General features: G+C 61.7%; 22 protein-coding genes. 16 read left to right on the top strand and 6 right to left on the bottom strand.

The annotated features are described in order from the left end of the window. Window positions 1–155 precede the first annotated feature (155 nt). The 3 genes from groL to ttcA all read right to left on the bottom strand — a co-directional run bounded on the left by groL (window position 156) and on the right by ttcA (window position 3224). The gene (gene groL, locus J2T60_RS13000) at window positions 156–1808 is read right to left on the bottom strand and encodes a chaperonin GroEL (protein WP_253451188.1); all 1653 of its coding nucleotides are present in this window, start codon (window positions 1806–1808) and stop codon (window positions 156–158) included. 67 nt (window positions 1809–1875) lie between these two features. Beyond that, complete coding sequence (gene groES / locus J2T60_RS12995; protein WP_253451185.1) at window positions 1876–2166, bottom strand: co-chaperone GroES; 291 nt, start codon at window positions 2164–2166, stop codon at window positions 1876–1878. A 230-nt stretch (window positions 2167–2396) separates the two neighbouring features. Next, window positions 2397–3224 (bottom strand): tRNA 2-thiocytidine(32) synthetase TtcA, encoded by an 828-nt coding sequence (ttcA, locus tag J2T60_RS12990; RefSeq protein ID WP_301288478.1) that lies wholly within the window; start codon window positions 3222–3224, stop codon window positions 2397–2399. A gap of 88 nt (window positions 3225–3312) precedes the next feature. Between ttcA and J2T60_RS12985 the strand changes: the two genes are divergently transcribed. The 14 genes from J2T60_RS12985 (at window position 3313) to purD (ending at window position 17010) form a co-directional block, all read left to right on the top strand. Beyond that, window positions 3313–4983: a serine hydrolase gene (locus tag J2T60_RS12985; RefSeq protein ID WP_253451182.1), complete on the top strand. Its 1671-nt coding sequence runs from the start codon at window positions 3313–3315 to the stop codon at window positions 4981–4983. 103 nt (window positions 4984–5086) lie between these two features. Beyond that, window positions 5087–5410 carry a divalent-cation tolerance protein CutA gene (gene cutA / locus J2T60_RS12980; RefSeq protein WP_253451179.1) on the top strand — a complete coding sequence of 108 codons (324 nt, stop codon included), beginning with the start codon at window positions 5087–5089 and terminating at the stop codon, window positions 5408–5410. After that, window positions 5407–7287, top strand: coding sequence for a protein-disulfide reductase DsbD (gene dsbD / locus J2T60_RS12975; protein WP_253451176.1), 1881 nt, complete (start codon window positions 5407–5409; stop codon window positions 7285–7287). Before cutA ends, dsbD begins: the two co-directional genes overlap by 4 nt. Window positions 7288–7325: 38 nt before the next feature. Beyond that, window positions 7326–7904: a TlpA family protein disulfide reductase gene (locus J2T60_RS12970; protein ID WP_253451173.1), complete on the top strand. Its 579-nt coding sequence runs from the start codon at window positions 7326–7328 to the stop codon at window positions 7902–7904. Next, complete coding sequence (locus J2T60_RS12965; protein WP_253451170.1) at window positions 7901–8128, top strand: hypothetical protein; 228 nt, start codon at window positions 7901–7903, stop codon at window positions 8126–8128. The genes J2T60_RS12970 and J2T60_RS12965 overlap by 4 nt, the downstream gene beginning before the upstream one ends. 20 nt (window positions 8129–8148) lie before the next feature. Beyond that, the gene (gene aroQ / locus J2T60_RS12960; RefSeq protein WP_253451167.1) at window positions 8149–8586 is read left to right on the top strand and encodes a type II 3-dehydroquinate dehydratase; all 438 of its coding nucleotides are present in this window, start codon (window positions 8149–8151) and stop codon (window positions 8584–8586) included. Between the two features lie 34 nt (window positions 8587–8620). Then, window positions 8621–9091 carry an acetyl-CoA carboxylase biotin carboxyl carrier protein gene (gene accB / locus J2T60_RS12955; RefSeq protein WP_253451164.1) on the top strand — a complete coding sequence of 157 codons (471 nt, stop codon included), beginning with the start codon at window positions 8621–8623 and terminating at the stop codon, window positions 9089–9091. A gap of 85 nt (window positions 9092–9176) precedes the next feature. Next, window positions 9177–10523: an acetyl-CoA carboxylase biotin carboxylase subunit gene (accC, locus tag J2T60_RS12950; protein WP_253451161.1), complete on the top strand. Its 1347-nt coding sequence runs from the start codon at window positions 9177–9179 to the stop codon at window positions 10521–10523. Window positions 10524–10650: 127 nt separating this feature from the next. Further along, window positions 10651–11538, top strand: coding sequence for a 50S ribosomal protein L11 methyltransferase (prmA, locus tag J2T60_RS12945; RefSeq protein ID WP_253451157.1), 888 nt, complete (start codon window positions 10651–10653; stop codon window positions 11536–11538). 2 nt (window positions 11539–11540) lie between these two features. Then, complete coding sequence (locus J2T60_RS12940; protein ID WP_253451154.1) at window positions 11541–12473, top strand: DUF3426 domain-containing protein; 933 nt, start codon at window positions 11541–11543, stop codon at window positions 12471–12473. Between the two features lie 80 nt (window positions 12474–12553). Further along, window positions 12554–13540: a tRNA dihydrouridine synthase DusB gene (gene dusB, locus J2T60_RS12935; protein ID WP_253451152.1), complete on the top strand. Its 987-nt coding sequence runs from the start codon at window positions 12554–12556 to the stop codon at window positions 13538–13540. Next, window positions 13537–13887: a DNA-binding transcriptional regulator Fis gene (fis, locus tag J2T60_RS12930; RefSeq protein ID WP_253451149.1), complete on the top strand. Its 351-nt coding sequence runs from the start codon at window positions 13537–13539 to the stop codon at window positions 13885–13887. Before dusB ends, fis begins: the two co-directional genes overlap by 4 nt. Window positions 13888–14005: 118 nt before the next feature. Next, on the top strand, window positions 14006–15571 hold the full coding sequence (purH, locus tag J2T60_RS12925) for a bifunctional phosphoribosylaminoimidazolecarboxamide formyltransferase/IMP cyclohydrolase (RefSeq protein ID WP_253451146.1): 1566 nt from the start codon (window positions 14006–14008) through the stop codon (window positions 15569–15571). A gap of 143 nt (window positions 15572–15714) precedes the next feature. Continuing rightward, the gene (gene purD / locus J2T60_RS12920; RefSeq protein WP_253451143.1) at window positions 15715–17010 is read left to right on the top strand and encodes a phosphoribosylamine--glycine ligase; all 1296 of its coding nucleotides are present in this window, start codon (window positions 15715–15717) and stop codon (window positions 17008–17010) included. A 297-nt stretch (window positions 17011–17307) separates the two neighbouring features. On the opposite strand, the gene J2T60_RS12915 is transcribed toward purD, so the two are convergent. The 3 genes from J2T60_RS12915 to trxA all read right to left on the bottom strand — a co-directional run bounded on the left by J2T60_RS12915 (window position 17308) and on the right by trxA (window position 19601). Beyond that, complete coding sequence (locus J2T60_RS12915; protein WP_253451140.1) at window positions 17308–17802, bottom strand: hypothetical protein; 495 nt, start codon at window positions 17800–17802, stop codon at window positions 17308–17310. A gap of 149 nt (window positions 17803–17951) precedes the next feature. Next, complete coding sequence (gene rho / locus J2T60_RS12910; protein ID WP_253451137.1) at window positions 17952–19208, bottom strand: transcription termination factor Rho; 1257 nt, start codon at window positions 19206–19208, stop codon at window positions 17952–17954. Window positions 19209–19274: 66 nt separating this feature from the next. After that, window positions 19275–19601 (bottom strand): thioredoxin TrxA, encoded by a 327-nt coding sequence (gene trxA, locus J2T60_RS12905; protein ID WP_253451134.1) that lies wholly within the window; start codon window positions 19599–19601, stop codon window positions 19275–19277. Between the two features lie 301 nt (window positions 19602–19902). On the opposite strand from trxA, the gene rhlB reads away from it, so the two are divergent. Both rhlB and yrfG read left to right on the top strand, forming a co-directional pair. Then, entirely contained in the window at window positions 19903–21204 is a 1302-nt protein-coding gene (gene rhlB / locus J2T60_RS12900) for an ATP-dependent RNA helicase RhlB (RefSeq protein ID WP_253451131.1), read from the top strand. After that, the gene (yrfG, locus tag J2T60_RS12895; RefSeq protein ID WP_253451128.1) at window positions 21197–21877 is read left to right on the top strand and encodes a GMP/IMP nucleotidase; all 681 of its coding nucleotides are present in this window, start codon (window positions 21197–21199) and stop codon (window positions 21875–21877) included. The genes rhlB and yrfG overlap by 8 nt, the downstream gene beginning before the upstream one ends. Window positions 21878–21884 lie beyond the last annotated feature (7 nt).

Genomic DNA, 21884 nt, shown 5'->3' with positions numbered 1-21884 from the left:
TGATACCGAATCCAAGTCCTGAATGGCGGCATGGCGGCTTCCCACAGTGACCGGCAGTAGACACCCGCCGATAAGTGGAAACAAAAAAAGGCCCTGCCTCCGAAGAGACAGGGCCTGAATCATCCCGAAGGATGTTTTGCCGGATGGCAGGCGTCTTACATCATGCCGCCCATGCCACCCATTCCACCCATGCCGCCCATATCGGCGCCGGCACCGGCGTTGTCGTCTTCCTTCGGCATATCAGCCACCATGGCTTCGGTGGTGATCATCAGGCCGGCCACGGAAGCGGCGTTCTGCAGTGCCGTCCGGGTCACCTTGGTCGGGTCCAGAATACCGAACTCGACCATGTCACCGTACTCACCGGTGGCGGCGTTAAAGCCGAAGTTGTCCTTGCCATCGGCCACATTGGAGACCACCACGTCCGGCTTGCCGCCGGCGTTGTAGACGATCTGACGCAGCGGCTCTTCCATGGCGCGACGCAGGATGTCCACACCGGTGTTCTGGTCGGTGTTGGCGCCGGTGAGCTTCTCGATACCCACGCGGGCACGCAGCAGGGCCACGCCACCGCCAGGCACGATGCCTTCTTCCACGGCGGCGCGGGTGGCGTGCAGGGCATCTTCCACGCGGGCCTTCTTCTCTTTCATTTCCACTTCGGTGGCGGCACCGACCTTGATCACGGCCACACCGCCGGCCAGCTTGGCAACCCGCTCCTGCAGCTTTTCCTTGTCGTAATCGGAGCTGGCATCCTCGATCTGGCCACGGATCTGGTCGACCCGCTCCTTGATGCGCTTGTTGTCACCACCGCCGTCAACCACGGTGGTGTCATCCTTGGAGACCTGCACCTTCTTGGCGGTACCCAGGTGATCCAGGGTGGTCTTCTCAAGCGACAGACCCACTTCTTCGGAGATCACGGTGCCGCCGGTGAGCACAGCCAGATCTTCCAGCATGGCCTTGCGGCGATCGCCGAAGCCAGGGGCCTTCACGGCAGCAACCTTCACGATGCCGCGGATGTTGTTGACCACCAGGGTGGCCAGGGCTTCGCCTTCAATTTCCTCAGCCACGATCATCAGCGGCCGGTTGGACTTGGCCACGTTTTCCAGCACCGGGAGCAGATCCCGAATGTTGGAGATCTTCTTGTCGTGAATGAGGATATAGGGGTCTTCCAACTCAGCGGTCATGCTCTGCTGGTTGGTGACGAAGTAGGGGCTCAGGTAGCCACGGTCGAACTGCATGCCTTCGACCACTTCCAGATCATTTTCCAGACCCTGGCCTTCCTCGACGGTGATCACGCCTTCCTTGCCCACCTTCTTCATGGCGTCGGCAATCAGGCGGCCCACTTCTTCGTCGGAGTTGGCGGAAATGGTGCCCACCTGGGCGATGGACTTGTCGTCATCGCAGGGCTTGGACAGCTTGCGGATTTCTTCGACAGCAGCCTTGGTGGCCTTGTCGATGCCCCGCTTGACTTCCATCGGCGCCATGCCGGCGGCAATGGCCTTCATGCCTTCGCGCAGGATGGACTGGGCCAACACGGTGGCGGTGGTGGTGCCGTCGCCGGCCAGGTCGGAAGTCTGGGAGGCGACTTCCTTGACCATCTGGGCGCCCATGTTCTCGAACTTGTCGTCCAGTTCGATTTCCTTGGCCACGGACACGCCGTCCTTGGTCACGGTGGGGGCGCCGAAGCTCTTGTCCAGCACCACATTGCGGCCACGCGGGCCGAGAGTCACCTTGACCGCATCGGCCAGGGTGTTGACACCGCGAACCATGCGGTTGCGGGCGCTTTCACCAAAACGGACTTCTTTAGCAGCCATTGCTGTTCACCTCTTTGAAATTGGCTTTATCAAACAAAAAATCGGGTCGTGCACCGGGTGCGCGCTATCAGCCTTCGAACACGGCCATGATGTCGTCTTCGCGCATCACCAGCACTTCTTCGCCTTCCACCTTCACTTCGGTGCCGGCGAACTTGCCGAACAGGACCTTGTCCCCGACCTTCACGTCCAGGGCCCGGGTCTCACCGCTGTCCAGCGGCTTACCGTTACCCACGGCGACCACTTCGCCCCGAACGGGCTTTTCGGCCGCGGAATCGGGGATCACAATCCCGCCTTCGGTCTTGGTTTCTTCTTCCACGCGCTTTACGACCACGCGATCATGCAAGGGACGCATCTTCATGGGAGTTTCTCCTCCACAGGTTCATGTTGGCTTTGACAGAGGGTGAGCCCTACGCCGGCGGGCGAAACGCCACGCCTTTGTTAGCACTCACCGGATTCGAGTGCTAATAATAGGGATGGACTTTGCAGAGTCAAGGGGGGTGGGGTGAAAAAAAACCCGATCTAGGCCTGTGGTGGGAGCTCCCACAGTCTAGCCGGAGGCCCTCCAGCCAATCGCGGATAAATCCGCTCCTACGGGGTGGTGTTTTCAGGGGTTGCCCCGGCATCGGCCCGCAGGCCGGCGAAATCAAACAGGTCCCGGTCGGCCAGCTGGGAGGGGGAGACATTCTGAATGGCGGTGAAGATGGAATCGATCCGCCCCGGTGCGGTGCGCTCCCACTCGGCCAGCATGGCCTTGATGGCCTGGCGCTGGAGGTTGTCCTGGGAGCCGCAAAGATTACAGGGGATGATGGGATAGTCCCTCGCCCGGGCATAGCGGACGATCTCGCTTTCCTGGCAATAGGCCAGGGGCCGGATCACCACATTGCGTCCATCGTCGGACTTGAGCTTGGGCGGCATGGCCTTCAGACGCCCCCCGTTGAAGAGATTCAGAAACAGGGTCTCAACGATGTCGTCCCGGTGATGGCCCAGGGCAATCTTGTTGAAGCCTTCCTGATGGGCGTATTCGTAGAGCGCCCCACGCCGCATCCGCGAGCAGAGTCCACAAAAACTCTTGTTCTCCGGCACCACCCGCTTGACCACGCTGTAGGTGTCCTGCTCGATGACGTGATAATCCACCCCCAGGGATTCCAGATACTCCGGCAATACATGCTCGGGGAAGCCCGGCTGCTTCTGATCCAGATTCACCGCCCGCAACTCAAAGCGGATGGGCGCAGCCCGCTGCAATTGCAACAGCAAGTCCAGCATGGTGTATGAATCCTTGCCACCGGAGAGACAAACCATCACCCGGTCACCATCCTCGATCATCTTGAAATCCTGGATCGCCCGGCCGGTCTGGTTACGCAGACGCTTGCCCAGGCGACGGGCGGTGGAACTGATATCTTCGGCGGTGGCAGACATAGGCGGAGCCTGTTGTATTCTCGTCAGGATGAAACGGTGGAATGCCTCTATTGTACCCGTCCGGCTCCCGCAGCGGCCATGGCCGGCGATGGTCCTACTGTCCTTGCTGCTATGGGGCCTGCTGTTCCCGTTGCCACTGGCCGCCGACAGCCAGACCGGGGCTGCCATCCCGGACTTCCTCCTCCAGGCCGCCCAGGAACGGGTGGAGGCCGGCCATTACCAATCCCTGATCATTGGCGTACGCCAGGGAGATGCGGTCAGTTGGAGCAGCTTCGGCCGCATCCACCCCAACGGCCCACCGCCGGAACCGGACAGTGTCTTCGAGATCGGCTCCCTGACCAAGCCCTTCACTGCCGCCCTGCTGGCCCTGGCGGTGGAAGACGGCTCACTCAGCCTGGAGACACCGATAGCCGAGATTGCCGGCAGCGACAGTCCCCTCAATCAACGGCTGCTTGAGGAAGTCCAGCTCTGGCACCTGGCCACCCACGTCAGCGGCCTGCCCAACACCCCGGATGACCTGGACCCGGTGGACCCCAATCGTCTCTATGAGGACTACGGCAGCGAACAGCTGCAGGGCTTTCTCTCCAACCATCCCCTGGCCACGGAACCGGAAAGCCAGTTCGCCTACTCTAATCTGGGCTATGCCCTGCTGGGGGAATTGCTTGAAGAACACGCCGATACGCCCTTCGAAACCCTGCTGGATGAACAGCTGCTCACCCCCCTTGGCTTGAACGACACCCAGCTGCGTATCAGTCCCGAACAGCGGGACCGTCTGGCCCCGGGTTTTGATTATGATCTGCGACAGGCCCCGGCCTGGGAGATGCCGGCCTTCCAGGCGGCCGGCGCCCTGAAGTCCTCCCCCCGGGATCTGTTGGCCTGGGTGCACGCACATCTGACGATGGATGACGATCCCCTTGGCCGGGCCCTCGGCCACCTGAGCATGCCCCAGCTATCCATGGGACAGGACGATCTGGCCATGGGCCTGGGTTGGCACCTGGTCAATGGTGACCGCGGCCCCCTGGCCTGGCATGAGGGCCGAACCGCCGGACACGCCAGCTTTGCCGGCTTCGACCCGGATAATCAGCGCGCCGTAGTGATCCTGGCCAATACCGGCAACAGTCTGCGGGAACTGGGGCTGGCAGCCCTGGGGGCTCGGGACAGCATCCCGCCTCTCCGTGAAGCAGAAGCCCTGGATCCACGTCTCGGTGCCCTGTACGCCGGTCGTTACCGAATGAGCCCGGGCTTCGTGGTCAGCGTGCGCCTGCGTGAAGAAGGCTTGTTCATCCAGGCACCGGGAAGACCGGCCCTGCGCCTCTACCCCCTGGACGACGAGCGCTTTTTCACCCGCGGCGTGGATTCGGAAGTGATTTTTGAGGAAGATGCTGACGGCGCCGTCAGCAAACTCATCATCAAGAGTGGCGGCGACATCAAGGAAGTGGGCCATCGCATGACAGCCACCGAGCACCACGCCTCCCGGCAAGTGCAGCCGCGTTCAAGCGAGGCCCTGGACCGCCACAGTGGACAATATCGCCTGGAAAAGGGGCTGGAGCTGAGCGTCCGGGTGGATGGGGAACGATTGCTGGTGGAAACCGCCGGTGGCCCGCCGCAATCCCTGTATCCGGCCGAAGAGGGACGCTTCTTTCATCGCAACCAGCCCATGGAGTTGCTGTTTCCGGACAGGGGCAACGGGGAACCTTCGGAAGAAATCATCCTCTATCGCAATGGCTACCGCCTGAAAGGGCAGCGACTGTCCGAGTAAACCGCGAACCATCCACCGGATGCCCGGGGCGCTGGCAAGGACTGCTCTGCCACGTTATGCTCCCGGGTCCCAACATCAGGGTTCCAACATTAAGCCGTTTCCTATGAGTGATCATTACGTTCTGCTCTGCACCTGTCCCGATGACAAAACCGCCCGGGAGATCGCCGGACAGCTGGTAGCCGAGAAGCTCGCTGCCTGTGTCAACATACTGCCCGGCCTGACCTCGGTGTATGAATGGCAGGGGCAGGTGGAAAGCGATCCGGAGGTCCTGCTCATCATCAAGACGGCGGGCGATCGGCGACAGGCCGTGATTGAGCGGGTACCGGCCCTGCATCCCTATGAAGTACCCGAGGTCATTGCGCTGCCCATCGAGGCCGGCTTGCCCGCCTATCTGGACTGGATTATTGATGAGACTCGACCGCGATGAGACATAGTATTCCCGGGCTGCCTTCCTGGCTGACGGCTCTGTTTTTCACCGTTCTGCTGGCCCCCACCCTGCTCGGCGCCCAGATCGTGGGCGAAGGCCAGCAATCGGGTGATTTCGGCGATACCGCTGGTCTGTCCGGGGGCGATTTTCTGCACCCGGACGAAGCCTTTGTCATGTCGGTCCATTCCCCCCGGGACGACCTGATTCAGGTGGAATGGAACGTCGCCGAGGAATACTACCTCTACGAGCATCGCTTCGATTTCAGTATTGTTGACGGCGAAGGCAATCTGGGCGAGGCCCGGTTCCCCGAAGGCCTGCTCGAAGAAGACGAATTCTTCGGCGAAAGCGTGGTGCACCGAGATCACCTGGTGATCGAGATTCCCGTGGAAGGCGCTCAGGCCGGGGAAGAATTGCTGATCAATGTCCGCTACCAGGGCTGTGCCGACGCCGGTCTCTGCTATCCCCCCATGGACCAGAGCAGTCCGGTGGTCATGGCCTCCGGCGGGGTCACGGCCAGCACCAGCGCGAACGGGGCCGACGATCTCGCCCTGTCGGAACAGGATCGCCTGGCCAGCCTGGTGGCAGATGGCCAATGGTGGCTGATTGCCGCCCTGTTCTTCGGCTTTGGCTTGCTGCTCAGTTTCACTCCCTGCGTGCTACCCATGGTGCCCATCCTCTCCAGCCTGATCATTGGCCGGGGGGAACAAATCAGTACCCTGCGGGCTTTCGGCCTGTCCCTGACCTATGTCCTGGCCATGGCCCTGACCTATACCGCCGCCGGGGTTGCCGCCGGCCTGCTGGGCCATAATCTGCAGGCCACCCTGCAACACCCAGTGGTTCTGATGACCTTCGCTCTGGTTTTTGGTCTTTTGGCCATGGCCATGTTCGGCTTCTATCAATTGCAGGTGCCGGCACGCTTTCAGGAGGCCCTCAACCGCCTCTCCAATCGCCAGCAGGCCGGCCGCTACACCGGCGTTGCCATCATGGGCTTTCTCTCGGCCCTGATCGTGGGCCCCTGCGTGGCGGCTCCCCTGGCCGGTGCCCTGCTGGTCATTGGCCAGACCGGCGATGCCCTGCGTGGCGGCGTGGCCCTGTTCTCCATGTCCATGGGCATGGGGGTCTTGCTACTGGTGGTGGGTACCTCGGCAGGCCGCCTCATGCCGCGCACCGGGGCCTGGATGAATGCCGTCAAGATCGCCTTCGGCTTCCTGCTGCTGGCGGTGGGCGTCTGGATGCTGGAACGCATCCTGCCCGGCCCGGCCGCGCTGTTGCTGTGGTCGGCACTGCTTGTGATGGCCGGGGTCTATCTGGGCGCCCTGGACAGCCTGCAATCGGACAGCAGTGGCTGGCGGCGCTTTGGCAAAGGCAGCGGATTGCTGCTGCTCACCTGGGGCCTGGTCCTGTTGGTGGCGGCCGCCGCCGGTGGCCAGGACCCGCTGCGCCCCCTGCACGGCATCGCCCTGGGCGGCGGTGAAAGCCGCGAGGCCAACGTCCCGGCCTTTACTGAAATCGATAATCAACAGGGCCTGGACAATACCCTGGCCGGGGCCGAGGAAGCGCCGCGTGATCGGCCCTTGATGCTGGAATTCTACGCCGACTGGTGCGTGGACTGTATTCGCATGGAACGCCGAACCTTCACCGACCCGGAGGTGCGCGCGGCTCTGGACGATTTTGATCTGCTCAAAGCGGATGTGACCCGCTATACCGACGAGCATCGGGCCCTGCTGGAACACTTTGACCTGTTCGGGCCCCCGGCCATTCTCTTCTTCGACCGCCATGGAGAAGAGATGCGCGGCCTACGCCTGGTGGGTGAGAAAGGACCTCAGGCTTTTCAGGATCACCTGAGTCGTGTGCAGAGCGAATTTGATCGCGACTGAATCCATTGCCAGCCCCAACTGGCCGGAGTGTACTGACCATGAAAAACAGCTTCCCCGCCCTGCTGATTGCCGTGATGATTGGTGCCGCTGCCCTGGGCTATGGCCTCTACCAGTGGATGGGCCCGGAACCGGACGGCGAACCCGCGGACCGGGAAACCGCCGCCCGGGAAAGCGGCCAGCTGACCGAGACCCTACCCAGCTTCAGCCTGCCCGATCCCGATGGCCAGGAACGGCATATCGATGAATGGGAAGGCGATATTCTGGTGATCAACTTCTGGGGCACCTGGTGCGCCCCCTGCCGCGAGGAAGTACCGCTGCTGATCGAACTGCAGGAAGAGTACGCCGACCGGGACGTGACCGTGCTCGGGATCGCCCTGGACGAGCCGGAACCGGTAAACCGCTTCGCCGAAGATTTCGGTATCAATTACCCGCTCATGGTGGGCGAGAACGAAACCCTGGAAGTATTGGAGGCCTTCGGCAGCGCCACCTTGGGCATGCCCCACACCTTCATCGTGAACCGGGAAGGCGAGGTAGTGAACTTCCACCTGGGCCTGATCGAACCCGAGGACGTTGAACCCATGATGGCGCCGGCCTTCGCGGAGGAATCCGATTCATGAGCCGGCCCGCGACCGGCCGGCCGCTGAGGCAAAAAGCCTTTATGTCTAAAGCTGCGGCGAATTACCCCCTAATTCCGGCGAAATGCCGGAATTTTTTTGCCCCAGCCGTGGACAAGTCGGATTTCATGATCCACAATTACTCCTTCGAATCCTGCCCGGATAAGGCGCCCATCGGCGTCGAAACGGCGCGGAACAGCATCCAACAAGGCGCCCACTGGCGCTGATTCCCTGGCGGAGAGAGCCCTTGGCGGACTTTCTGGTGCTAAACGGCCCCAACCTGAACCGGCTCGGCAGTCGCGAGACCTCAGTCTACGGCAGCCAAAGCCTGGCCGATATCAACACACGGCTACAGACGGTGGCCGGGGAACTCGGGCATGGAATCGACTTCTTTCAGAGCAATGCCGAACACGCCTTGATCGAACGCCTGCACCAGGCCGCCGACCAGGACGTGGATTGCCTCATCTTCAATCCCGCCGCTTTCACCCATACCAGTATCGCCCTGCGGGATGCGGTGCTGGCGGGTGAGCTGGCGATGATCGAGGTGCATCTGAGCAACCCGGCCAGCCGGGAAGCCTTTCGGCATCGCTCCTATTTCTCGGACATTGCCATCGGGACCATCTGCGGCCTGGGCGCCTTCGGTTATGAATGCGCCCTGCTGGCGGCGGACAAGCGGTTCGGGTGAGCCCCAAACGACAAACCGAAACAACGGGAGCCTTATGGATATCAGAAAAGTAAAACGACTGATCGAACTGCTGGAAGAATCTGGCATCGCCGAGATTGAGATCACCGAGGGTGAGGAATCCGTGCGCATCAGTCGTGGCCACCCCGCCGGGGCCCAGCCCCAGCAGTATATGGCCGCCCCACCACCCCAGCCCCCCCAGCAGGCCGCGCCCCAGCCGGCCGCCGAGAGCGGCGGTAATCCGAGCCAGGAAAGTGAAGACGACACCCCCGCCGGCCACAAGCTGGAATCCCCCATGGTGGGGACCTTCTATCGTGCCCCCTCTCCCACTTCCAAGAACTTCGTGGAAGTCGGCCAGCAGGTCAAGGAAGGGGAAACCGTCTGCATCGTGGAAGCGATGAAGATGATGAACCAGATCGAAGCCGACAAGTCCGGCACCATCAAGGCCATCCTGGTAGAAAACGGTGAACCGGTGGAATACGGCCAGCCACTGTTCGTGATCGGCTAAAGCAGCCGAGACCGGTCCCTTATGGACCCTTTCCGACCGCCCCGGGCGGTTGCTTCATTCGCAAGTCATGACAGGAAACGAATCAATGCTGGACAAGGTTCTCATTGCCAATCGTGGCGAGATCGCCCTGCGGGTGCTACGCGCCTGTCGCGAACTCGGCATCGAAGCCGTGGCGGTGCACTCCAAGGCGGACGAAGAGCAAAAACATGTGCTGCTGGCCGATGAATCCGTCTGCATCGGCCCCCCCTCCTCGGCCGAAAGTTATCTCAACATGCCGGCCATTATCAGCGCGGCGGAAGTCACCGACGCCAATGCCATTCACCCCGGCTACGGTTTTCTCTCCGAGAACGCCGATTTTGCCGAGCGGGTGGAGCGCAGCGGTTTTATCTTCATCGGCCCCAAGGCGGACACCATTCGCCTGATGGGGGACAAGGTTTCAGCCATCAAGGCCATGAAGGAAGCCGGCGTACCCACGGTGCCCGGCTCCGGCGGGGCCCTGGATGACGATGACAAGACCAATCTGCGGATTGCCGCGGAAATCGGTTATCCGGTCCTGATCAAGGCCGCTGGTGGCGGCGGTGGTCGCGGCATGCGGGTGGTGCATGAGGAAAAGGACTTGGTGGAGGCCATCAACACCACCAAAAACGAAGCCAAGGCCGCCTTCAGCAACGACATGGTCTACATGGAGAAGTACCTGGGCCGGCCCCGCCATGTGGAGTTCCAGGTACTGGCCGACGGCCAGGGCAATGCCATTCACCTGGGCGAGCGGGACTGCTCCATGCAGCGCCGCCACCAGAAGGTGATCGAGGAAGCCCCGGCTCCGGGCATCACCGAGGAAGAACGCCAGCGCGTGGGTGAACGCTGCGTGCAGGCCTGTCTGGAAATCGGCTACCGGGGCGCCGGCACCTTCGAGTTCCTCTATGAAGATGGCAACTTCTACTTCATCGAAATGAACACCCGGGTGCAGGTGGAGCATCCGGTCACCGAGATGGTGACCGGGGTGGATATCGTCAAGGAACAGCTGCGCATCGCGGCCGGCGAAAAACTGGGCTACAAGCAATCCGATATCAAGATCCAGGGCCATGCCGTGGAATGTCGGATCAATGCCGAGGATCCCCGCAGCTTTGCCCCCTCGCCGGGTCGGATTGTTAACTGGCATGCGCCGGGCGGGCCAGGCATCCGTGTGGACTCTCATGTCTACAACGGCTATACCGTGCCGCCCTATTACGACTCCCTGATCGGTAAGCTGTTGGCCCATGGCTCCACTCGGGACTCCGCTCTCAAGCGGATGCGTCAGGCACTGACCGAAATCGTGGTGGAAGGGATTCGCACCAATGTGGCCCTGCACCAGGATCTGGTCACGGATGAAAACTTCCAAGCCGGGGGCACCGATATCCATTATCTGCACAAGAAACTGGACGGCGAAGCCTGACGGCAGGATCACCGCCATCGCGGATGATCACCACGCTGAATCAGCAACGGCCCCATGCCCATCACGGTACTGATTGCCATCGGTTCCGAGAGAGGATGGGGCCCGTTTTTTTCTAACAGGACAAGCCATGAACTGGCTAAAACTTTCCATCAAGGCCGGCGAGCTGGATGTGACGGACATTGAGGCTGCTATGGAAGCCCTGGGGGCCCAGGCGATTTCCTATGAGGATGCCGGTGATCAGCCCCTACTGGAACCGGGGGCCGGCGAGACGCCGCTCTGGAACGAGACCATCGTGACCGGGTTGTTTTCGGCCGAGCACGGCCATCAGGCCCTGATCGATGACCTGATCCGGGACTGGCCGGGCAACAGCGTGCCGGACTATGAAATCGAAGTGCTGGAAGACCGGGATTGGACCCTGGCCTGGGCCGATCACGCCAAACCCCTGTGCTTTGCCGACAAGCTCTGGATTCTGCCTGGCGAGACCGATATGGATCTTGCGCCGGAAGCGATCACCGTGCGTATCCCCCCCGGACTGGCCTTCGGCACCGGCAGTCACCCTACCACCGCGCTGTGCCTGAACTGGCTCGCCCAGCGGGTCCAACCCGGCATGCGGGTGGTGGATTATGGCAGCGGCTCCGGCATCCTGGCGGTGGCCGCCGCCCGCCTGGGGGCGAAATCGGTGCTGGCCGTGGACAATGATCCCCAGGCCCTGGTTGCCACCTGGGACAATGCCCGAGCCAATGACGTGGCCGGACGCATCCAGGCGGTAGCACCGGACAATTGCCCGGCCATGCAGGCCGATCTGGTGATTGCCAATATCCTGGCCAATCCCCTGATTGAACTGGCACCCCGTATTCTGGCTTTGTTGGCCCCTCGGGGCGAGCTGGCCCTCACCGGTGTCCTGGAAGACCAAAGCGAGCGTGTGACCAAGGCCTATGCCGATCAACTGATGGACATCCGCATCGAGCGGCGGGAAGATTGGGTCCTGATCCGGGGCAGAAAGGTCGTGACCTGAGCATGTTCACCCAGTGTCCAAAATGCGGCAGTTATTTCCGGGTCCGGGATGAGGAACTGCATGCCGCCAGCGGGGAGGTACGCTGCTCCCTTTGCACCAACACCTTCAATGCCCTCAGTCACCTGGAACCCGAACTACCGGAGACCGGCGACGAGACGGAGGAGAACAGGGAACCGGAAGCAGCGTCGGAATCAACACCGAGCACTGCCGACGAACGCGACCCCCTGACTCGGGATCTCTTCGATGAAGTGGCCGAGTCAAGACCCGAAACCGCACCGGAAGAGACCCCCGAACCGAACCCCGGCCTGGAGGAAACCACCGCCACACCCAAATGGTCGGCCCCGCCGGAGGGAATGAGTACGGCCCTGAGTCCCTTCGAGGCCAGTGAACAACGCACCCCGCCCTCCCGTGGCGAATCGGCGCTCTGGATGCTGGGCAGCATCCTGCTGCTGTTGTTGCTCGGGATTCAATTGATTCATGCCGAACGCCATTACTGGACCCAGCATGCCTGGCTGGGAGAACCGGTTTCCCGGGTCTATGAAACCGTCATCGGCGAGGTTCCCCGGGAACGAAACCTGTCCCAACTGGATGTGATCCGTACCGACATTGCCGGCGCCGATGGCGAAAGCGGCAATCTTCGGGTCACCGGCGTGGTGGAGAACCAGGGGGATCGGGACCAACCCCTGCCGGCGGTCTATGTCCGTCTGGAAGATCGCTGGGGACTGAACATGGGCCATGGTTTCTTCGGCCCCCAGGACTGGATCTACCGGGAACAACTGCCCAGCGGTTTTCCCGCCCGTTCCCGCCTGCCCCTGCGCCTGGAACTCAGTGACCCCGGACGCGATGCGGTGGGTTTCCACATCGAACTGTGCTGGCCACAGGAAGAAGGCTATGCCTGCCGCCCCCAACGGGGGGGCGCGGCCTTCACCCGTTAGCTTTTTTAGGTGTCAATCCCTTTTCCCGCTGGCTGGGAAACGCTAGACTTTCCGGTCCGCTGATCAGTCGGGCCACGGCCATGCAGATTGCTTCCATCAAGATGCCCAATCCAGTGGCACTGGCCCCCATGGCCGGGGTCACGGACCGGCCTTTTCGCCAGCTCTGCAAGCGCCTGGGTGCCGGCTTTGCACCCTCGGAGATGGTGACCTCAGACCCGTCGCTTTGGAACAGCCGCAAGACGCGTCAGCGGCTCGACCACGCCGGGGAAGTGGATCCCATCATCGTCCAGATCGCCGGGGCCGAACCGGCCATGCTGGCAGATGCAGCACGGTTCAATGTGGATCACGGCGCCCAGATCATCGATATCAATATGGGCTGCCCGGCCAAAAAGGTCTGCAACCGCATGGCCGGCTCCGCCCTGTTGGCGGACGAGGCCCTGGTGGCCCGAATTCTGGAAGCGGTGGTCAATGCGGTGTCCGTGCCGGTGACCCTGAAATGCCGTACGGGACCGTCGCCGGACCACCGCAATGCGCTGAGGATTGCGCGAATTGCCGAACAATCCGGTATTCAGGCCCTGGCGGTGCATGGTCGAACCCGGGCCGATAAATATCGGGGTACGGCGGAGTTCGAAACCATTCGGCAGGTGAAGGCCGCCGTTTCGATTCCGGTGATCGCCAACGGGGATATCGACTCAGCGGAAAAGGCGCGGGAAGTACTGGACTTCACTGGCGCAGACGGCATCATGATAGGTCGGGCGGCCCAGGGCCGCCCCTGGATTTTCCGGGAGATCAACCATTATCTCGAGACCGGGCAACACCACCCGCCACCCGAGGCGGCGGAGATCCGGCAAGTCATGCTCGAGCACCTGGAAAATCTGTATGCCTTTTATGGGGAGTTCACCGGCGTGCGAATCGCCCGCAAACATCTGGGCTGGTATTCCCGTACCCGCCCAGACGGTGAGCCATGGAGAAAACAGGTTGTAAGACTTTCATCGGCCAGGGAACAGCTCGCATTAACGGAAGCGTGGCTGGCCGGTGAGGACTGGAGGGAGGTCAAGGCCGCATGAGTACTCGAGGAGCCGCCGTGGAAAACGCCATGGATAGCAATAACAACCCCTTAAAAACGTTTGTCGATTCGGAAAACAATCATTTTTCAGCGATTGAAGAGCAGACTCCGATGCAAGGTACTTCCCTGCGTCAAGCCATTGATCAGGCATTGGCACGATACTTCAAGGATCTGGACGGCACGGAGCCCAACGACCTCTATGCCATGGTCCTGCAACAAGTGGAGCAACCCCTGCTCCAGCGGGTCCTTGATTACACCGGCGGCAACCAGTCCCGGGCTGCGGAAATCCTGGGCATCAACCGCAGCACGCTGCGCAAGAAGCTTCGCCAGCACGGCCTGGTGGACTGAAGGTCACCAGACCCAATCGCCATTCTGAATGAAGCAATAGGCCGCCTCCATGGAGTGCGGCCGATTCCATCCTGATTCATCCAGTGACGTTTTAACGTCCCTCACAATGGAAACCAGCATGCAAACCATCAAACGGGCCCTGATCAGTGTCTCCGACAAGACCGGCGTGGCCGATCTGGCGCGCAGCCTACACAGTCACGGGGTGGAGATTCTCTCCACCGGCGGCACCGCCGCGCTGATGCGGGAAGAAGGTGTGCCGGTCACGGATGTCTCCGAGGTCACCGGCTTCCCCGAGATCATGGGTGGACGGGTCAAGACCCTGCATCCCAGGGTCCATGGCGGACTGCTGGGCCGCAAGGGTCAGGATGAGGCGGTGATGGACGAGCATGGCATCCAGGCCATCGACCTGTTGGTGGTCAATCTCTATCCATTTGAGCGGACCGTGGCCGATCCCGACTGCAGCCTGGAAGAGGCCATCGAAAACATCGATATCGGCGGGCCGGCCATGATCCGTGCCGCGGCCAAGAACCATGACCGGGTCAGCGTGGTCACCGACGTAAGCGATTACGATGCCATCCTGCGTGAGCTGGATCAGCACAACGGCCAGGTCAGTGAAGACACCCGCTTTCGCCTGGCGGTGCAGGCCTTTGCCTACACGGCCCGCTATGACACCGCCGTCACCGCGGCTCTGGACCGCTTCCAGCAAAGTGACCGAGCACAGGTCTTCCCTGACCAATACGCGTCCACCTTTCGCAAACGGGCCGATATGCGTTACGGCGAGAACCCCCATCAGTCGGCGGCCTTCTATGCCGACCTGCGGGCACCCGCCGGCACCATCACCACCGCCATTCAACACCAGGGCAAGGCCCTGTCCTACAACAATGTGGCCGATGCTGATGCTGCCCTGGAATGCGTCAAGACCCTAAGCGAGCCGGGCTGTGTGATCGTCAAGCACGGCAACCCCTGCGGCGTGGCCCAGTCGGCGGACCTGGCACAAGCCTATGACGCGGCCTTCAGCACCGATTCCACCTCCGCCTTTGGCGGCATCATTGCCTTCAACCGGGAAGTGGATGAGCTGACAGCGCGAACCATTGTGGATCGCCAGTTCCTGGAAGTGCTGATTGCCCCCGGCTTCAGCGATCAAGCCCTTCGCATCCTGAGCGAAAAGAAAAACGTGCGGGTGATGGCCACCGGCCAATGGCCGGATGCCCCTGTCCGCCAGCATGAATTCAAGCGCGTGGCCGGGGGACTGCTGATCCAGGACCGGGATGTGGACATCGTGACGGAATCCGATCTCAGTTTCCCCAGCCGACGGCAACCGGCGGCCGAGGAACTCAAGGCCCTGATGTTCGCCTGGCGGGTGGCCCGTTTCGTGAAATCCAATGCCATCGTTTATGCCGGGCCGGACCGCACCCTGGGGATCGGGGCCGGCCAGATGAGCCGGGTGGACAGTGCTCGCATCGGCGCCATCAAGGCCGAGCAGGCCGGACTGAGCCTGGACGGCGCCGCCATGGCCTCGGATGCCTTCTTCCCCTTCCGGGACGGCATCGATGCCGCCGCCGAACGGGGCGTGAAGGCCGTCATCCAACCCGGTGGTTCCCGCCGCGACGAGGAAGTCATCCAAGCGGCCAATGAACACGGCATCGCCATGGTCTTCACCGGCATGCGGCATTTTCGGCATTGAGCGTCCCGCTCAATGGCGAGCTACAAGCCACAAGCTGCAAGCTACAAGCAGTCGGTGCCAACGGATCACTCACTGCTTGTGGCTTGGGCGGGTGCTAGAATCCGCATAAATCTGAATATCCCCAAACCTTCGAAGGCAGCGCAATGAAAGTACTGGTTGTAGGTGGTGGTGGCCGGGAGCATGCCCTGGCCTGGAAGCTGGCCCATTCGGCGGAAGTCGATCAGGTGTTTGTGGCGCCGGGTAATGCAGGTACCGCCCGGGAGCCCCGGATTGAAAACCTGGCCATCAAGGACAGCGACATCGACGGCTTGCTGGACTTTGCCCTGAGCAAAGCCATTGATCTGACCATCGTGGGGCCGGAAGCACCGCTGGTGGCCGGCATCGTGGATCGCTTCCAAGAGAGCCGCCTGCGCTGCTTCGGACCCAGCCGGGCCGCCGCCCGCCTGGAAGGCTCCAAGGCCTTCTCCAAGCAATTCATGGAACGTTACGGCATTCCCACCGCAACCCATCGCAGCTTCACCGATCCACAAGCGGCTAAGGCCTGGATCCGGGAAATGGGCGCGCCCATCGTGGTCAAGGCCGACGGCCTGGCCGCCGGCAAGGGGGTGGTGGTAGCCCAAACCGTGGAAGAAGCCGAGGCCGCCGTGAACGACATGCTCCAGGGCAATGCCTTCGGCGATGCCGGCCACCGGGTGGTGGTGGAAGAGTTCCTGGAAGGGGAAGAGGCGTCTTTCATCGTCATGGCCGATGGCGAACATATCCTGCCCCTGGCCACCTCCCAGGACCACAAGGCCCGGGATGAAGGCGACAGCGGCCCCAACACCGGCGGCATGGGTGCCGTATCACCGGCCCCGGTGGTCACGCCTGAAATCGAACAGCGGATCATGGATGAAGTGATCCGTCCCACCGTGGCGGGCATGGCAGCTGATGGCCATCCCTATACCGGTTTCCTGTATGCCGGCCTGATGATCGACAAGCATGGCCGGCCCAAGGTGCTCGAGTTCAACTGCCGCTTTGGTGATCCGGAAACCCAGCCGGTGTTGATGCGACTGCGCTCGGATCTGGCCCGCCTCTGCCTGGAGGCCCTGGACCGGGATCTGCAGGACGTGGAGGCCCGCTGGGATGAGCGGGCCGCGGTGGGCGTGGTCCTGGCCGCCGGCGGTTATCCGGCCCAGTATCGCAAGGGGGATGTGATTGAAGGCCTGCCCCAGCGGGAAGACGGGGTCGAGAAGATTTTCCATGCCGGCACCAAGCTGGACGGTGAGCAGGTGCTCACCAACGGCGGCCGGGTGCTGTGCGCCACCGCCCTGGGCAACACCATCGAAGCGGCCCAGAAGCAAGCCTATGCCCTGGCCGACCGCATTCATTGGGATGGGGTTTACTACCGCCGCGACATCGGCCACCGAGCCATCGCCCACGAGCAAAAAGAACAAAAATAACCACCGCCCCACCCACCAGCCGTAGGAGCGGATTTATCCGCGATTCTGGGGGGGCTTTCTGTGGGAGCGGCATTACTCGGCTCATCCCTGAACCTCGCCCCTTCGGGGCCTTAGAGAGAACCTGGAAAGTCGGGGCAGGAATGCCCCTCCCACAGGCAACGCCACCCATTCATCCCCCTCCGTGATCTCCGTGGCTTCTCCGTGTGCTCCGTATTCCAAATACCGAACCCTCTAGGCCCCCGCAGGCCTATCGCGAATGAATTCGCTCCTACGGGTGTGCCGAGCATGTCCGTAGGCCTAGGCGTCTTCGGGCAGATACCAGGCGGCGAAGAAGACCTCCCAGTTCCGGCCCCCGTCCACGCTGTATTCCCAAAGCTGGTGAATCTCGCCGATATCAAAGAGCAGCTGATAGGCAATGCGGTGCAGAACCTCGCCTTCCTCGCTGTCCTGGGTGCCGGTGAAGATCATGTCCGCCCCGTCCGCCTGGCCGCTCAAGGTCAGGCTCATGCCGTCGCTGTCGCTCCAGACCATCTGCCAGCGGCGACCCCCGTCGCGGGCCGTGAACAGGGCCTCCCCTTCCAGACCATCCATGCCTTCCCAGCGCTCCCGCAGGGCACAGCCACCGGCACCTTCTCGGATTTCGCTATAACCCAGCACCTCGGTCTCGCCACCCATCACCACCCAATCGCCGGGCAGATAATCCATCGCCGTGGTCACGTCACCGCGACAGGCCTGGGCGGGCGTGACCATGGCTGAGATGAAGAGCGTGAGGATCAAAACCGTGATGCGCATATCCACACCTGGGTGTCTGCCCGAAAAGCCGTAGGAGCGGATTTATCCGCGATTGGGCCAGGAATGGCCCTCCCACAAAAACTCCCTTTTAATCGCGGATAAATCCGCTCCTACGGGTTCAAAAAAGGGGCCCGGAAGGCCCCTTTTTTTTATTTTCTCATCATCTGGAAGAATTCTTCATTTTTCTTGGTGTTCTTCATTTTATCGATGAGGAACTCAATGGCCTGGATTTCATCCATGGGATGCAGCAGCTTTCTCAGAATCCACATATGCTGCAACTCCTCCGGTGAAACCAGAAGCTCTTCCCGCCGGGTGCCGGAGCGATTGATGTCGATGGCCGGGAAGATCCGCTTTTCGGAAATACGACGATCCAGGTGCAGTTCCATATTGCCGGTGCCCTTGAACTCCTCATAGATCACGTCATCCATGCGCGAGCCGGTTTCCACCAGGGCGGTGGCGATGATGGTCAGGCTACCTCCTTCCTCGATGTTACGAGCCGCACCGAAGAAGCGCTTGGGCCGCTGCAGGGCATTGGCATCCACACCACCGGTCAACACCTTGCCGGAAGACGGCACCACGGTGTTGTAGGCGCGAGCCAGACGGGTGATGGAATCCAGCAGAATCACCACGTCCTTCTTGTGCTCCACCAGGCGCTTGGCCTTTTCGATCACCATCTCCGCCACTTGCACATGCCGGCTGGCCGGCTCGTCAAAGGTGGAGGAGACCACTTCACCGCGAACCGAGCGGCTCATCTCGGTCACTTCCTCCGGACGCTCATCAATCAGCAACACGATGAGATTGGCGTCGGGATTATTGTTGGCAATCGACTGGGCGATATTCTGCAGGATCATGGTCTTGCCCGCCTTGGGCGGCGAGACGATCAGACCACGCTGGCCCTTGCCAATGGGCGAGGCCATGTCGATGATCCGCGCCGTGATGTCTTCGGTGCTGCCGTTGCCCTGCTCCATTTTGAAACGGTCACGGGCAAACAGGGGCGTCAGGTTCTCAAACAGAACCTTGTTCTTGGACGCCTCGGGCTTGTCGAAGTTGATCTCCTGCACCTTGAGCAACGCGAAGTAGCGCTCACTCTCCTTGGGCGGACGAATCCGCCCGGCGATGGTATCGCCGGTGCGCAGGTTAAAGCGGCGAATCTGGCTGGGGGAGACATAGATGTCATCCGGCCCGGCCATGTAGGAACTGTCGGCGGAACGGAGAAAGCCAAAGCCGTCCTGGAGAATCTCCAGAACGCCATTGCCGTAAATCTCTTCCCCGTTCTTGGCATGGACCTTGAGGATGGCAAAGATCACATCCTGCTTGCGGCTGCGGGCCATGCCTTCGATGCCCATGGAATGGGCAAGATCGATCAGGTCCTTCGCGGATTTCTGTTTGAGCTCGGTCAGGTTCATTGTGCTTCTTTCGGTTGGATTACCGACCGCGCATCATCAATACCCCAATGCGCGGCCGATGGTCGATTACAGGTTGGTGTCGATAAAGGCGGTCAGCTGAGACTTGGACATGGCGCCCACTTTCTGGGCCTCCACGCTGCCATTCTTGAACAGCATCAACGTGGGAATGCCACGAATCCCGTACTTGGGCGGCGTCTTGGGGTTCTCATCAATGTTGAGCTTGACGATCTTGAGCTTGCCGTCATAGTCGCCGGCCAGCTCATCCAGAACCGGTGCAATCATCTTGCAGGGGCCGCACCATTCCGCCCAGTAATCCACTAAAACCGGAACATCCGATTCCAATACGTCTTCTTGAAACTTGTCATCCGAGGTATAGACGATTTCGTTGCTCACGATCCAAGGCCTCCAATTCAATCAGAGAGAAAAACGGGAAATCTGCGCGGAATCCGAACGGGAACGACGCCCTGAAGCGTCCAATGTGACGCGGTCGATGACTTAAGGCACAATAATGAAACCCGATGGGCCACCGCCCGGGGCTTCCGCAAGAATTTGGGTGTGCTGAATGCTCGGGGATACGAGCTTTCGCTGAATACTTGGACCCTATTGGAGCCCATTCGGACACAGATTTCAAGCCTTTCTCCCCGTTGGCGGCCAACAAGCCGCCCGGGACACTCGAATTTCGAACAGGCAAGCCATGCAAACCCATCTCAGCGAGACCCGATTCGACAGCCTGAAACTGGCCGACCCCCTGCAAAAAGCCATTGATGAAGCCGGTTTCAGCTATTGCACCCCCATCCAGGCCGAAACCCTGCCCCTGGCCCTGCAGGGACAGGATGTGGCGGGCCAGGCCCAGACCGGAACCGGCAAGACCGCAGCCTTTTTGCTGGCCCTGTTTGACCATTTGATCAAGCATCCGGCAGATGAGACGCGCAAACCCAACCAGCCCCGCGCCCTGATCCTGGCCCCCACCCGGGAACTGGCGGTGCAGATCCACAAGGACGCCGAGACCCTGGGTGCGCACACCGGCTTCAAGCTGGGCCTGGTTTACGGCGGCGCCGGCTACGAACAGCAGCGCCAGCAGCTGGAAAATGGCGTGGATGTGCTGATCGGCACCCCCGGGCGGCTGATCGACTACTTCAAGCAGCGGATTTTCGATCTGCGGGCCGCCCAGGTGGCGGTGCTGGATGAAGCCGACCGCATGTTCGACATGGGCTTTATCAAGGACATCCGCTACATTCTGAGAAAACTGCCCCACCCGGAAAAGCGCCTGAACATGCTGTTCTCCGCCACCCTCTCCTACCGGGTGATGGAACTGGCCTATGAACACATGAACAACCCCAAATCGGTGAAGGTGGACGCCGATCAGGTCACCGCCGACCGGGTCCGCCAGCGAGTCTACATGCCAGCCTCGGATGAAAAGGTGCGACTGCTGGTGGGGCTGCTCCAGCGCATCGACCCCAGCCGCACCATGATCTTTGTGAACATGAAGCGCACCGCGGAGGATCTCTCCGCCTGGCTCAAGGGCAATGACTTCAAGGCCGAGGTACTGTCCGGTGACGTACCCCAGCGCAAGCGCATGGCCCTGCTCAAGGAGTTTGAGACCGGCGAGCTGCCCATTCTCATCACTACTGATGTGGCAGCCCGGGGTCTTCATATCCCCGATGTCAGTCATGTCTTCAACTTCGATCTGCCCCAGGATGCCGAGGACTACGTCCACCGCATCGGGCGCACCGCCCGGGCCGGGGCCGAAGGCGACGCCATCAGCTTCGCCTGCGAGACCTGGGCCATGTCCCTGCCGGAGATCGAGGATTTCATCGAACAGCAACTGCCCAAGGAAACCCAGCATGATGACTTGCTGGTGGAGCTGAAACCGCGGGCACCCATTCAGCGCCACCGGGGCGGGCCCGGCGGCAAGAAGAAATCCGGCCGCCGACGCGGTGGTGGTCGTCCCGGTGGGCGGGGCCGGCCGGGACGCGACCGAGGCGGCAATGGCTAAGGCCAAAGCCCCTTTCTGGCCGGACACCGAGACCGTCCTGTTGGACATGGACGGCACCCTGCTGGATCTGGCCTTTGATAATCGCTTCTGGCTGGAGCGGGTCCCGGCCCATTACGCCCGCGCCAAGGGCCTGAGCTTCGACACCGCCCTGTCCGATCTGCGCCGCCAGATGCAGGCGGTGGATGGGCAACTGCAGTGGTACTGCCTGGATTACTGGTCGCAACGGCTGGGTTTTGATCTGGAGGCCATGAAGCTGGAACACCGCCGGGAAATCCGCATGTTGCCCGGCATCCGGGACTTTCTCACAGAGCTGACCACCAGCGGCCGGCAGGTGGCCATCGCCACCAACGCCCACCCGGCGGTGCTGGCCCTGAAGCTGGAAGAAACCGGACTGGATCAACTGGTGGGCCGTCAATACACCGCCCATGACTTCGGCGCGGCCAAGGAATCGCCCCGCTTCTGGCAGGCCCTGGAATCGGAAATGGGCTTTGACCCGGCCACCACCCTGTTCGCGGATGATTCCCTGGCGGTGCTGGCCTCGGCGCGGCGACACGGCATCGCCCATCTCTGCGCCGTTGCCCGCCCGGCCAGTAACCAGCCGCCACGCACCATCAGCGATTTCCCGGCCGTGGAGGCCCTGCCCGAACTGGGCCCGGTCCCGCCCAAACTCTAAACAGGCA

Source organism: Natronospira proteinivora (assembly GCF_024170465.1).
In the GTDB taxonomy this organism is placed as follows: Bacteria; Pseudomonadota; Gammaproteobacteria; order Natronospirales; family Natronospiraceae; genus Natronospira; species Natronospira proteinivora.
Note: the sequence above shows the minus strand (reverse complement) of the source record. Positions and strands in the feature narration are given on the sequence as shown.

Excerpts from the sequence above, each read along its gene's own strand:
- groL (WP_253451188.1), bottom strand. The coding sequence starts at position 1,808 with ATGGCTGCTAAAGAAGTCCGTTTTGGTGAAAGCGCCCGCAACCGCATG.
- groES (WP_253451185.1), bottom strand. The coding sequence starts at position 2,166 with ATGAAGATGCGTCCCTTGCATGATCGCGTGGTCGTAAAGCGCGTGGAA.
- ttcA (WP_301288478.1), bottom strand. The coding sequence starts at position 3,224 with ATGTCTGCCACCGCCGAAGATATCAGTTCCACCGCCCGTCGCCTGGGC.
- J2T60_RS12985 (WP_253451182.1), top strand. The coding sequence starts at position 3,313 with ATGGTCCTACTGTCCTTGCTGCTATGGGGCCTGCTGTTCCCGTTGCCA.
- cutA (WP_253451179.1), top strand. The coding sequence starts at position 5,087 with ATGAGTGATCATTACGTTCTGCTCTGCACCTGTCCCGATGACAAAACC.
- dsbD (WP_253451176.1), top strand. The coding sequence starts at position 5,407 with ATGAGACATAGTATTCCCGGGCTGCCTTCCTGGCTGACGGCTCTGTTT.
- J2T60_RS12970 (WP_253451173.1), top strand. The coding sequence starts at position 7,326 with ATGAAAAACAGCTTCCCCGCCCTGCTGATTGCCGTGATGATTGGTGCC.
- J2T60_RS12965 (WP_253451170.1), top strand. The coding sequence starts at position 7,901 with ATGAGCCGGCCCGCGACCGGCCGGCCGCTGAGGCAAAAAGCCTTTATG.
- accB (WP_253451164.1), top strand. The coding sequence starts at position 8,621 with ATGGATATCAGAAAAGTAAAACGACTGATCGAACTGCTGGAAGAATCT.
- accC (WP_253451161.1), top strand. The coding sequence starts at position 9,177 with ATGCTGGACAAGGTTCTCATTGCCAATCGTGGCGAGATCGCCCTGCGG.
- prmA (WP_253451157.1), top strand. The coding sequence starts at position 10,651 with ATGAACTGGCTAAAACTTTCCATCAAGGCCGGCGAGCTGGATGTGACG.
- J2T60_RS12940 (WP_253451154.1), top strand. The coding sequence starts at position 11,541 with ATGTTCACCCAGTGTCCAAAATGCGGCAGTTATTTCCGGGTCCGGGAT.
- dusB (WP_253451152.1), top strand. The coding sequence starts at position 12,554 with ATGCAGATTGCTTCCATCAAGATGCCCAATCCAGTGGCACTGGCCCCC.
- fis (WP_253451149.1), top strand. The coding sequence starts at position 13,537 with ATGAGTACTCGAGGAGCCGCCGTGGAAAACGCCATGGATAGCAATAAC.
- purH (WP_253451146.1), top strand. The coding sequence starts at position 14,006 with ATGCAAACCATCAAACGGGCCCTGATCAGTGTCTCCGACAAGACCGGC.
- purD (WP_253451143.1), top strand. The coding sequence starts at position 15,715 with ATGAAAGTACTGGTTGTAGGTGGTGGTGGCCGGGAGCATGCCCTGGCC.
- J2T60_RS12915 (WP_253451140.1), bottom strand. The coding sequence starts at position 17,802 with ATGCGCATCACGGTTTTGATCCTCACGCTCTTCATCTCAGCCATGGTC.
- rho (WP_253451137.1), bottom strand. The coding sequence starts at position 19,208 with ATGAACCTGACCGAGCTCAAACAGAAATCCGCGAAGGACCTGATCGAT.
- rhlB (WP_253451131.1), top strand. The coding sequence starts at position 19,903 with ATGCAAACCCATCTCAGCGAGACCCGATTCGACAGCCTGAAACTGGCC.
- yrfG (WP_253451128.1), top strand. The coding sequence starts at position 21,197 with ATGGCTAAGGCCAAAGCCCCTTTCTGGCCGGACACCGAGACCGTCCTG.